We start from the raw sequence: 12922 nt of genomic DNA, 5'->3' as shown, positions 1-12922 counted from the left end.
TGCGTACCGATGAGGGGGAAATGGATTTCTCGCAGTGTTATAGTGATGGCGATCGAGGTACTCACGCTCGGACTGAGCTTCGGCAGTATTATTCCCGTTCTCGCTGCTGAAGACCCGGCAACTCTTTTTAATGAAGGGATGACACTCTATCGACAAGAAACTGGATCCGCTTGGCGCGGGGCAATTCTGAAATGGGAAGAAGCCTTGGGAGAATGGGAAAAAATTGGCGATCGCGAAGGCATAACTCTCGCCCTCAATTGGTTGGGATTAATTCACAAAAATCTGGGAGAATTGGATCGCGCTCTCGAAATTTATAACCAAGTTTTACCCCTCTTTCAAGCACTAGAGGATCGCCATTCTCAAGCCAGTACTTTAATGGCGATCGGACAAATTCAAGCAACCTTGGGGGAGTACCAAACCGCGATTGATTATTACGAAAAATCTCTTCCCCTCTGGCGAGAAGTTAACTATCGCACGGGAGAAGCTGCTAATCTTAATAGTATCGGGCGCGTTTACGATCGCTTGGGAGAGAGCGAACAAGCGCTAGAATATTATCAGCAGGTGTTAGCGATCGCTCGAGACGCAGGGAATAAAAAAGGAGAAGCGGCAGCCTTTAACAATTTGGGGTTGGCTTACAGCAATTTACAGAGAAATTCCGAAAGTCTACAGCAATATGACAAAGCATTGCAGATATGGGAAGGTTTGTCAGACGAGCGCAATAAAGCGGGAACCTTGAACAATATCGCTTTTATCTATGCAAAAACCGGAGAGTATAAGAAAGCCCTCCCTCGCTATGAGGAGGCTCTGAAAATTTGGCAAATTATTGGCGATCGCTCTGGGTTAGCCAGCACGCTCAATAACTTGGGGGTTATCTATGCAAACCAAGGAGAGCAAGATCGCGCTCTCTCTTATTACGAGCAAGCCTTATCTCTGCGAATTGCTGTCGGCGATCGCGCCAAAGAAGCCCTCACTCGCTATCGCATCGCCCTCGCTCAAAGAGAACGAGGAAATGCAGAGATATCCCTCGAGCAAATTCAAGCCGCCATTGAGATTGTGGAAAGTCTGCGAAAAAATGTGGGCGATCGCGATCTGCGAACGTCTTTTTTTGCCAGCAAGCAGGACTATTATGAATTTTATATCGATTTATTGATGCAATTACATCGAGAAAATCCTCGAAAAGGCTACGACGGCAAAGCTTTAGAAGTGAGCGAACGAGCGCGATCGCGTTCTCTCCTCGATGTACTGGCAGAAGGAAACGCAGATATCCGCTCGGGGGGCGATCCAGAACTGCTGCAACGAGAGCGCCAACTTCAACGTCAGCTAGATACCCTCGAACAACGTCGCATTAAAATTGCAAGCGGACAATATCCCCTCAACCGACAAATTGATATTAACCGGGAAGTTGAAATCATCCTCAAAGAATACCGCTCGGTACAAAACCTCATTCGCCGCACCAGTCCTCGCTATGCCAATCTCACACAGCCGCAAACCTTGACCCTTGCAGAAATTCAAACTCAAGTTCTCGATCGCGAGACTTTGCTCTTAGAATATTTTATTGGGGAAAAAGTGAGTTATCTTTGGGCTGTTAATTCTGATACTATTGAGAGTTATGCCTTACCGCCGCGAGAGCAAATTGAAGTCGCCGCGAAAAACTTTCGGCGCGGTTTGTTGCGATCGCGTCGCATTTCGGGATTTTCGGAAACGCAACGCACGGCGATCGCACTTTCAGAACTGATTCTGGCTCCTGTAGCCGAGAAATTGCCCAACAAGCGCCTATTAATTGTGAGCGATGGTATCTTACATTTTGTTCCCTTCGCTGCTCTTGCCAAACCCCAATCCAATTCCCCAAATCCTTTACTCAATGTTCCAGAGCAAGAGGCTAATATTTCCCAATATGTCCCTCTGATTGAAAAACATGAAATCGTGCATCTTCCCTCTGCCTCTACTTTAGTTGCCTTGCGTCGAGAAGTTCGAGATCGCCCTACTCCTCCTAAAACCCTCGCCGCGATCGCCGACCCTATTTTTGGCAATAATGATACTCGTATCACCAGTTCGACGCGATCGCTTTCCCTTCCCCCCGATGTAGCGCGGTTTGCCCGAGAAGCAGAATTACTCTTCGATCGTTTACCCTTCACCCGAGAAGAAGTCGAGCAAATTCTCGCTCTCATTCCTCCAGAAGAAAGTCAAAAAGCCTTGGGGTTTCAAGCAACGCGAGACTTTGCCACCAGTCCTCAATTACAAAATTATAAAATCGTTCACTTTGCTACCCACGGATTATTTAACAGCAAAAATCCGCATCTATCAGGTTTGGTATTTTCTCTCGTAGACGATCGCGATCGACCTCTCAACGGTTTTTTGCGCCTTCCTGAAGTCTTTAACCTCCGTTTCCCTGCCGATCTGGTGGTGTTGAGTGCCTGCCAAACGGGACTGGGAGAAAATATTCGCGGCGAAGGCGTGATCGGCTTGACCAGAGGCTTTATGTATGCTGGGGCGGCGCGGGTATTGGTGAGCTTGTGGAGTGTAGACGATCGCGGTACTGCTGAATTAATGATTCGCTTTTATCGGGGAGTTTTAGAGGAAGAATTAGAACCCTCTGCCGCCTTGCGATCGGCTCAATTGCAAATGTGGCAGAGTTCGGAATGGCGAGCGCCGTTCTTTTGGGCTCCGTTTGCGCTACAAGGGGAATGGAACACACTGGAGGAAAAATAAAAATAATGGCGAGCGCCACTTTAGATTGACGATTACCCTCTAAAACCGCGATCGCGTTCCAGATCGTGGATGACTTTTTCGAGATACCACCCTTCTGAATGACCGGGATGCTGAGATTCTTCTGAAGAGATGAGGCGATCGGCAAGCGCTTCATCTCTATTCACAAGAACCAGTAATTGTTCCCGCAACCGATCTTGTGTTGTTGTATTCCATTTGCGGAAGCGAACTTTCGGCTCGGCAAGTTCCTGACCGCGATCGCTCATTTCTTCAACAAAATTTTGTGTTTGTTCAGTGAGCTCTTGAACAGCTTTTCCTGTTTTTTCTACCGCAAAATCTACGGCTCCCAGAGCAAAATAAAAAGTGTTTTTGGTTAATGATTCAAATTCATTCACGATCGGTTTCTCCGGATATAAAACAAATCAAAAAGTATTTGGGCTACATAACTTAAGTATATTGAGTCCGAATTCTGGTGATGGCAATGTCTAACTCTTTTGCATATACAGGTTCTACAAAAGCACCAAAAACAACTCTGCCATAGCGATCGGCAAGGAAAATATGCTCAACTCCTTGAGGATTTTGCCAAACCCGCACGACTGTTGAATCGCTTAATGTAAAAATGGGATAACCTCGTTTAAAATCACGGCTATGTGCCATTTGCATTCCGGGAACATTAATTAAAATATCGATCGCATCTTCTGTGACTTTAGATGTATAATTCGCTCTAGACGTTTCGTCCATCGCTTCATTAACGACTTTGTGCATCGCGTGTCTGGCAGAATGCTTGGCTGCATAGCCTGCAGCATGGATCGCTTCATCGATAATCCGTCTGCCGATGTAATCCCACATTATGCTTCTCCTTAAAAAAGATGTTTCTTGAGGACGTTGGCGTAATCTTGACTCCTTCGTTCGTTTCCTTTATCCTCCGTAATCGATATTCATAACCTACATTTTTGATTCCGATACAAAGGAATGAGAGAGAGGGAGAATATTAAGATAAAATTCTGGTCAATTTCTCCTCATAATACAACATTTTTTTCACTGCTATAAAATACTCGTAATGGATTGGAGATTTTAAGACAGTTTGTAATAATTCTTTACATTAAATGAGGCAAAAAAACTATTCTCAATCGCACACTATCCAATTTAACTCAGTGTATTTCCCTATTTTAATCCAAGCGTTTAAAAGGAGAGTTCGATTGCAACAGCGAACTAAACGCCGTAGTGTTTAAAGGCGGACTAAAATAAGAGCCTTGAATCAAGTCACAATAGTTTTGTTGCAGATAGGCAGCTTCTTCTTTAGTTTCAACTCCCTCTGCCACCACCTTAAGACTGAGATGATGAGACATTTCAATCGTTGCCCGCACGATCGCAGCATTACCGGCATTGAGATCGATCTCCTGAATGAAACAGCGATCGATTTTCAGCGTATCAAACTCAAACTGCTGGAGATATTTGAGAGAAGAATATCCCGTACCAAAATTATCGATCGCAATTTTGACTCCCAAATGACGAAGAGCATCCAATCGGCGTTTGACAATGATAAAATCCTGTTCCAAGGAATTTTCCGTGAGTTCCAATTCTAAATTGTCTGCAGCTAAGGCGCTATCAACCAATATTTTTAAGATCCGTTGGCGCAATTCCACGCGATTAAACTGGCGACTGGAAACATTAACCGCAATAGTTAGAGGACGCTTAAATTCTTGTTGCCAATGTTTGACCTGCCAGCAGGCTCTTTCTAGGAGATATTCCCCAATACTGTCGATCAGCCCCGCATCTTCTGCAAAAGGTAAAAAGCGATCGGGCAGGATAATCCCCTTATCGGGATGTTGCCACCGCACCACTGCTTCGCAGCCCTCAATCGTTTGTGTTGTCACATTGATTTTAGGTTGATAGTAAACCAGAAATTGCTCTTTAGCGATCGCCTCGCGTAATTCTGCTTCTAAAGATAATGTCGGTATTTTAGCCCGGTGTTTAATGGGGCTGTAAAACTCATAGCCATTGCCCTGTTGTTCTTCAACTTGCGCGATCGCAGCTTCCGCACTATACATTAATTGTGCGATATTTTGACCATCTCGCGGGTAGAGAGCAATCCCAGCACTGATGGAGAGAAAGATTTTCTTTTCGTTTAATAAAAATGGCTCGTGGAGGCGATTTTGTAACCCCAGAATCGGCTCGGTTAAATCGCGTTTGTGCGTCACGGGTGGGAAAAGAACAACATATTCGCGATTGTCGATTTGAGCGATAAATTGCTCGGGAAAACTCTCCCTCAGACATTGAGCAAAATTCCGGAGAAGGCGATCGGTTTGTTGATAGCCAAGATCGTGACGAATGGACTCAAAGCGATCGATTCTCACGTTAATGATACCTAGTAACCTTGTTCTTTTCGGTTCTCGATCGTAAGCTTCAACTATTTTCGCAAACTGTTTTCTGAGGGTGAGACGATTGGGCAAACCCGTAATCGGTTCGAGATAGAGGCGCTTGTGCAGTTGTTGGGTAATGTCTTGAATTTGCGCGTCATATTGCTGAGTCAAGTTTTTCTGTTTGGATAACCGGGCTGCAATGGCTTGCAGGAGTTCTTGGGGGGTAAAAGGTTTGGTGAGATAGTCATCTGCCCCGAGTTCCATGCCCTGACGACGATCCGTGCGATCGGCTTTGGCGGTTAAAAAGATAAAAGGCGTAGTTTTAGTGGCTGCTTGCGATCGCAACGCCTGCAAAACTTCATAACCATTCATGTGAGGCATCATCACATCACAAATAATGAGTTCCGGTTGTTCCTTTAAAGCCACTTCGACCCCCATCCGGCCATTATTGGCCGTGAGAATGTCGTGATCCTCTAACTCGAGAATATCAAGGATATTATCTAGTACTTGGGGATCGTCTTCGATAGCCAAAATTCTACTCATGTGCGATATTCTCTCCTACAGTTAAAGGAAGTTCGACAGTGACCGTGGTACCCGACTCTTCTATGCTATCAACCTTAATGGTACCGCGATGTAAATCCACGCATTTTTTGACAATTGCTAAACCCAATCCCGTCCCTTGGATCGTCCCAACATTGTCGGCACGGTGAAAAGACTCAAACAGCCGCTCTCGATCGGCTTGAGGGATACCAATGCCGCGATCGCGAACTTGGAAAACCACTGTTGCGCTTTGATACTGCAAATCCCAGTCTATCGGTCGATCGTCCGGAGAATATTTTAAGGCGTTGGAAAGGAGATTACTCAATATCTGGTGCAGGAGTTTGGGGTCGGCTTCAATATTGGCAGAAACGGGATGAGGGGGATTAACCTGCCAATGAATATGTCGTTGGGGATAGCTGCGTTGAAATTCCTCTTGGAGGGTGGTACAAAAGTCAATTAAATCGAGGGAGGAAGGCTGGAATAAGAGGCGATCCTCGGCAGCGCGATCGACGGTCAAGACATCTTCGAGGAGTTGCGTCATTTGCTCCACCGCCCCTTGAATTCGGCTCAGGTGTTTGGCTTTTTTGGTCTCGGCCAAGCGATCGCCATAGTCCTGCAAAATTCCCGTTGAGGAGGAAATAAGGGCGAGAGGGGTGCGAAACTCATGGGAGGTGGTGGTAATAAAACGGGACTTGAGTTCGCTCAGTTCTTTTTCTTGTTCGAGGAGTTGCGCGATCGCTTCTTCAGCAATTTTTTGTTCGGTAATATCCGTGCGAATTGCCAGATATTGGAACAGGTCGCCTTGTTCGTTGAAAAACGGCACGATGGTCGTACTCACCCAATACTCGCGACCGCTTTTGGCGCGATTTTTAATCTCCCCTCGCCAAACCCGACCTTCTTGGATGGCGTGCCACATCCGCGCAAAAAAGGCTGGGGAATGGTAGCCCGAATTAACAATCTTGTGAGTTTTACCGAGGAGTTCCTCTCGGCTGTATTCAGAAATCTCGCAGAATTTATCATTCACCTCAACGATAACCCCTTGGGGATTGGTAATGGCGATAATAGACGAGCGATCGAGAGCATACTTAATATCCGAGAGGGTTTTCAGGGATTGCTGTAGGGCGTTGGTGCGTTTGATGACTTGGGATTCGAGGGTTTGATTGAGAGTTTGCAGCCGTTGGGTCGCAGATTGCCGCTCGAGTTCGGCGGCGGCTCGGGCGGCAAAAACTCGTAAAAGGGCTTGACGGTGTTCGCGATCGCGAATAGTGCGATCGTCTGCGATCGCTAAAGTGCCGATCGGTTCTTCTCGAGAGTTTAATAGAGCTAAACCCAAATAACTTTCTGGGATAAAGGGCAGGGATTCCGCAAGAAAAGGGTAGTTTTCCCCGAGGCCTTCGGCACAAAAATAACTCCCTTCGGCTAAAGTTTTGCCACAAGGACAGCAATCGGGATTCAAGGGAGGCAGCGATCGCAATTCCTCATCGACCCAACAGCCTAAAATCTCGATCTGGTTGTTCTCGCAGCGAGTGACGATCGCCAGTCGCACCTCGAGGGCGGAAGCCAAATGCTGAACTAACGCGGGAAAAAAGTCTTCCCCCACCACATCAGCAGTTCCCGTAATCAGGCTTCGCAGGGATGTTTCTATCCTTTTCCTCTCGGCTAAGTCTGCTTGGGCGCGTTGGTAGAGTTCTGATTGCTGAATGGCGATCGCGACTTGGGTGGCTAACCCTTCGAGCAATTCTCCTTCAAAGACTTGCCATTGACGGGCAGAGCCGCATTGATTGGCGCTGAGGAGTCCCCATAAGCGCTGGGAACTTTTGCCCCGAGCATCGGGATCGGTCTCTTGCAGGACAATGGGAACAAGGATTTTCGCCTTAATTTGCAATTCGGCGAGAAGTTCGCGATGGCAAGCGCTCATTTCGGCGGTCGCGACATCATCCACCATCCGCACTCGACCCTGTTGGTAAGCATCAACCCAATCTGGGGCAAAACAGGGATCGTAAACGATTTTGTCTTGCAGCGATCGCCAAGGACCCTCAACATATTCGGCAACGATCCGACCTTGCCAATCGGGGTCGAACTGTAAGATAACAACGCGATCGACCTTTAAGAAAGCCCCCACATTCTCAACCGTGACCTGCAAAATTTCTGGTAAATCCAAAGATTGGCGAATATTGCGAGCGATCTCGGCCATCATGCGCTCTCGTTGGGAAGCCAACTGAATTTGTTGCGTTTGGGTTTGTAAGACTCGAGTGCGCTCGGCCACTTGGACTTCTAGCTCAGTGGTACGCTGTTGGAGCATTTTTCGTTTCTCCTTTTCCAAGCGATCGACTTTTTGCTGGAGGACTTGCACCACATGATAGAGATCGAGGGAACTTAAAGGTTGCAAAATGCTGGTTTGCGTGACAATTCCTTGCAGAATACCCCGTTCGTTAACGATGACAACCCGACGAATGCGTTTATTTTGCAGAAAGCAATGGGCATCCCAGAGGGTTTGGTTGGGCATTAAAGTTAAGAGCGGCGCACTCATCACCTCTGATGCTGCGAGTCGCTCTAGGGGTAATTCTAAAACTTGATATTGCAGAATATCCCACTCGGTGATAATACCGACGGGCAGCGTTCCCTCAGAGTTTTCTCGGACAATAACGATACAGCTAATCCGATACTGAGTCATTTGTCTCGCCAATTGCAAGATCGTCGCCGTTGGGGGAGCGGTGACCACTTCCGAAGACATGACTTCCGAGAGTAATCGCATCCGTAAGAAGTTGGTGGGGTGCAAAACCCAACGCAAGGATTCCGGGGTAATGAGTCCTTGCAGGAGTCCGCGCTTATCCACTACGAGCAAATGACGAGTGCGGTGGCGCTGCATCAATTTAATCACCGCAAAAACATCGGTGAATTCTGTCTCGGTCAAGGCGATCGGATTGGGGGTCATCACCTCGCGCAACGGATAGTTGTCCAGAATATCTGCACGGGCAATCTGTCTGACGATATCCCGTTCGGTGACGATGCCGATAGGACGACCCGCTTCGACCACGATGGCGCAGTGAACTGGAATGGCGGTGGCAGCTTCCGCATCTTCTGTTGCGATCGCACAGGCTCGAGATGCGTTCTGAGTTAATTGTGCCAAGACTTGGGGAAGTGGCATCTCGGGGGGCAAAATCGCCACCTCTCGCTCTAAAATCTCTTCCAGTTGAGGTAGATAAATATTTGCGTTCGCAGCAACAGAAGCATCCATAGTTAATTTACTCGGTTCTCATCGGCAGCTTGGGTGAATGGTGGAATTTAGACAGAAACCCGATGGACTGGAACGGCCAGAGGTAAGGTGATGGTGAAAATGGCACCTTGAGGGGAATTGTCTCGAACGGATAACTCTCCTCCGTGAGCCTCTGCGACCATTTTACAAAAAGCCAAACCTAAGCCGAGTTGACAAACTCCCTGAATTGAGGTGCCGATATTATATTTTTGAAAAATTTGCTGGCGCACTTCTTCTTCGACCCCCATGCCGCGATCGATCACGTGAATTCCGATCTTTCCTGCGACATTGGCACTCGTTTCGACATCGGCTTCAATGCGGACGGTAATCGTTGTTTCGTTGAACGAGAACTTAACGGCATTAGAGATGAGATTATCAATTAAACGACGCAAGAGCTTGGGATCCGCTACGAGGGTGAGATTCGACTCGGGGGCATCCAATTCAAGGCGAATGGTTTTGCGCTGGGCCAAAATTTCCCACGTCTCTAAAATTTCTTGCAGGAAAGGGCGAAGTTCGAGAGATTGGCTGTCCAATTGCAGATGACCGGCCTCAAACTTTGACATTACCAGCAAGTCGTCAGTCATGTTTAAGAGTCGTTTTTGCGCGGTGTCAATGTTGCTCACCTGACGCAATTGTCGGGGTTGCAGATCCGTGCGTTTGAGGAGTTCGCAGCCAATCAAAATGGAATGGAGGGGATTACGAAAATCGTGGACGATCATGCTGGCCATGTCTTCTCGCAGTTGCGCGATCGCGGACTGAATATCGAGCGCGTCTTTAAGCTTATCTTGTTGCTTCTTGATGCGTAAAAGCGATCGCACTCGTGCCTTAAGCTCGATTCCGTTAACGGGTTTGCTGAGAAAATCATCGGCTCCCGCTTCCAAACAGGCGGCCATATCTTCTTTTGCATCGAGAGCCGTCACCATCAAAATAGGAATGTGACGGGTTCTCTCTTGTTCCTTCAACTGCCGACAGACTTCAATCCCATTGAGATCTGGCATCATGACATCCAACAAAATTAAGTCGGGTAAATGGTTCTGAAGCCAGTCTAAGGCCTCGATTCCACTCTCGAGGGCGGTGAGGGCATAGTCTTCGGTAAATAAGAGAGCTTCTATGACGTAGAAGTTAGCGGGGTCATCATCGACAACAAGTATGGAGTAAGACATCGGTGGTTACAGAATCGAGCGTTGACAAAAAACAGTGACAAAAAACAGTGACAAAAAAACAGTAAATCTAATTTATTGGGGAGGAGGGGCGGGTTCTGAGGATTTTTCAGACACCAAAACATCGTGAATAACGTGGGTCAATCGCTCTAGGTTGACGGGTTTGGTGATGTAATCGTCAAGGCCGGCTTCTTTACATTTTTCGCGATCGCCCGGCATGGCGAGGGCGGTCAGGGCAATAATGGGAACATCGGCCGTTTCTCGGTCGGAGCGAATCCAACGGGTCGCTTCTAAACCATCCATACGGGGCATATGAATATCCATTAAAATTAACTGCGGTTTTTTCTCCTTGGCTAAGCTCACGGCTTCTAAGCCATTTTTGGCAAAAACTAATTTGTAGCCTTTAAAGGTCAAATAGTCCGCCAACATCATGACGTTATTTTCATTATCTTCGGCAATTAAAATCAGGTATTCTCCTGGCGGAGGATGAGGGGCTTCGACTGGGGGAGCCGTGGCTAAAATCGATTCGGGCAGAACCTCGATCGCATTGCTTAAGCGTCCATCTCGAACCGGGGCGAGCTTGTCGGGATTGCGCCAAGGAAGGACGACGGTAAAACAACTCCCTTTGCCGACTTCACTTTCTACGGCGATGGAGCCGCCATGCAGTTCCACCAATCGCCTCACTAATGCCAGTCCCAACCCGGTTCCTTCATAGCGACGGGATAAGGTACTTTCGATCTGTACGAAGGATTCAAAGAGCTTATCCATATCTTCGCGGGCGATGCCGATCCCTGTATCTCGAACAGAGATTCGCAGCACCTGCTCCGCGCGATCGCCCAGAGCCGTCACCGTTATTTTGCCTCCTTCGGGGGTAAATTTAATGGCATTATTGAGTAAATTTAACAGCACTTGACGGATGCGCCGCTCATCTACCTCAAAGACATTGGGAATCGCCTCGACTTGTAGGGTTAACTCGAGTTGTTTTTCTTCGGCGAGACGGCGAATGAGATCCAAACAGGTTTGGCACAAAATTGAAACGGGAAGGGGTACGATTTGTAATTCTTCTTTTCCCGATTCAATTTTGGCTAAATCTAAAATGTCGTTGATGAGAGAGAGTAAATGCTGTCCGCTTTTGAGAATGCGTTCGAGGGAAATTTCTTGGCGTTCCGTTAAGGGTCCGTAAACCTTCTCCATTAACGCCTGAGAGAGTCCTAAAACGGCATTGAGAGGGGTTCGCAATTCGTGACTCATATTGGAGAGGAATTCATCCTTGAGTCGAGTCGCCCGCGCTAATTCGGCATTGGTGAAAGCGAGGGTGCGATTGCGCTCTTGCAGTCCTTCGAGGGTTTCTTGCAGGCGAGCGGCCATTTTGTTAAAGGAGTTGGTGAGTCGTCCTACTTCATCATCGCGATTCCCGTTTTGCATTTCAACGCGCTGCTCTAAATTCCCATCGGCGAGGTCTTGAGCGACGGAGACCAAGCGATCGAGAGGGTGTCGCACCTGACGGTTAAAGAGAATCACCGTTACAGCAGCTAATACACCGCTCACCGCGATCGCTGTCAACAGACTCCAACCCGCATTTCTATAGAGTTGCTGCCTCACATTGGCCAAGGAATAGCCTAAGATAACATTGCCCAAGAATGTTTCTCCCGAGACGATGGGTTTTTCGACGATAACGATGGAGGAGTTGGCATCGATCGCCTCGATAAGTTGGAGCATCGCGTCGTTATCCAAACTTTCTCGATCGAGATCGATCTCCTGTATTTCTAGGGTTTGAGCGATAATGGGATGTTTGCGATCGAGGAATCGGGTTAAGGGATTCCCATGACGATCGAGAACGACACTGTAGACAAAATCGCGATCGCGTCCGGACTGGCGCATCAGCACTTCCAGTGCCAGAAAATCCATATCCAGCAAGGCTTCGGGTGTTACCGCGCTCAAAAACCGCGTTTGCCGCTCTGCTTTTTGTTCGAGTACGTTCAATCCTCGATTGAAATTATTCCGAGCTTGGATTAAACCCAAAACAACTTGGGTACTCACTAAGATGCCGCAAGCAATACTGAGGTAGCGAAAGGCAATACTTTGACGGAGAGATTTGAATCGAGGCAACAAAGAAGACATGGCGGAGGAAGATAAATTTTTGCGGGGGAGAAATTGGCGATCGCAAACTCAATCTCATGCAAATTTTAAGAGAGACTTAAAATTATGTCACTCTGTATCCCAACTTTTGAGCTTCAGGGTTTCTACGAGGCGATCGATAGCGTCGTAGCTGACCGTGGGGACAAAACTCGAGACGCGTGCGGGCTTTAAACTCGGATGATCTGAGGGAATATTCAGCAGTACTTCTTGCACGCGATCGATCAGTTCGCGATCGGTTTGCGGTAACGCCGCGATCGGCCATTCTGGGTAGAGTGCTGTTGTGTGAGTATAGAGAAATTCATCCTCGACGGGAGCGAGAACGCGCAATGTGTTGACGTTGGGAATTAATTCCTTATTCACCATTTTTTCGAGTTGTCCCGTGCGGATAAAACCCGCGTCAATGGTGTCGTTAATGATGGCTAAAACAATACTGTCTTGGGATTTATTCTCGACAAAACTCGCAAAGTCCACTTCAGGTTTGATGCCATTTTGACGCAAGTGATAAATTTGAAAGACACAACCCGCCGCCGCCGTTTGAAAATTCACGCAAGCGACCCGTTTCCCTCGCAAATCATCGAGGGTTTTAATCTCGCTGTCAGCTCGGACAACAATCAATCCGCTAAACTTCGGTCCTGTCTTGGGACGACTATGAGTCACTAAAAACTCGGTATCGTAAAGACGGCGAATCTGCACGGCGGCTAAGGGATTATTGGTAGTAAAGTCCAAATTCCCTGCCTCGACCTCGGTAAATTGACTCT

The 12922-nt window shown here is 47.6% G+C and carries 8 protein-coding genes; 1 reads left to right on the top strand and 7 read right to left on the bottom strand.

What is annotated here, in order from left to right:
* Positions 1-9 precede the first annotated feature (9 nt).
* Positions 10-2709 carry a CHAT domain-containing protein gene (locus tag AC6RV6_RS26140; RefSeq protein ID WP_500243827.1) on the top strand — a complete coding sequence of 900 codons (2700 nt, stop codon included), beginning with the start codon at positions 10-12 and terminating at the stop codon, positions 2707-2709.
* 32 nt (positions 2710-2741) lie between these two features.
* On the opposite strand, the gene AC6RV6_RS26135 is transcribed toward AC6RV6_RS26140, so the two are convergent.
* The 7 genes from AC6RV6_RS26135 to AC6RV6_RS26105 form a co-directional block, all read right to left on the bottom strand.
* Positions 2742-3101: a hypothetical protein gene (locus AC6RV6_RS26135; RefSeq protein ID WP_500243826.1), complete on the bottom strand. Its 360-nt coding sequence runs from the start codon at positions 3099-3101 to the stop codon at positions 2742-2744.
* Positions 3102-3153: 52 nt separating this feature from the next.
* The gene (locus tag AC6RV6_RS26130; protein ID WP_500243825.1) at positions 3154-3555 is read right to left on the bottom strand and encodes a hypothetical protein; all 402 of its coding nucleotides are present in this window, start codon (positions 3553-3555) and stop codon (positions 3154-3156) included.
* A gap of 320 nt (positions 3556-3875) precedes the next feature.
* Positions 3876-5612: a putative bifunctional diguanylate cyclase/phosphodiesterase gene (locus AC6RV6_RS26125; protein WP_500243824.1), complete on the bottom strand. Its 1737-nt coding sequence runs from the start codon at positions 5610-5612 to the stop codon at positions 3876-3878.
* On the bottom strand, positions 5605-8847 hold the full coding sequence (locus AC6RV6_RS26120; RefSeq protein WP_500243823.1) for a CBS domain-containing protein: 3243 nt from the start codon (positions 8845-8847) through the stop codon (positions 5605-5607). The genes AC6RV6_RS26125 and AC6RV6_RS26120 overlap by 8 nt, the downstream gene beginning before the upstream one ends.
* A 47-nt stretch (positions 8848-8894) precedes the next feature.
* Entirely contained in the window at positions 8895-10028 is a 1134-nt protein-coding gene (locus tag AC6RV6_RS26115) for a hybrid sensor histidine kinase/response regulator (RefSeq protein ID WP_500243822.1), read from the bottom strand.
* Positions 10029-10100: 72 nt separating this feature from the next.
* The gene (locus AC6RV6_RS26110) at positions 10101-12146 is read right to left on the bottom strand and encodes an ATP-binding protein (RefSeq protein ID WP_500243821.1); all 2046 of its coding nucleotides are present in this window, start codon (positions 12144-12146) and stop codon (positions 10101-10103) included.
* 87 nt (positions 12147-12233) lie between these two features.
* Positions 12234-12922, bottom strand: a 689-nt coding sequence (locus AC6RV6_RS26105) for a phosphate/phosphite/phosphonate ABC transporter substrate-binding protein (RefSeq protein WP_500243820.1), incomplete at its 5' end; no start/stop codon positions are given.

The sequence above is a fragment of the Spirulina sp. LEGE 11439 genome (assembly GCF_059821285.1).
Note: the sequence above shows the minus strand (reverse complement) of the source record. Positions and strands in the feature narration are given on the sequence as shown.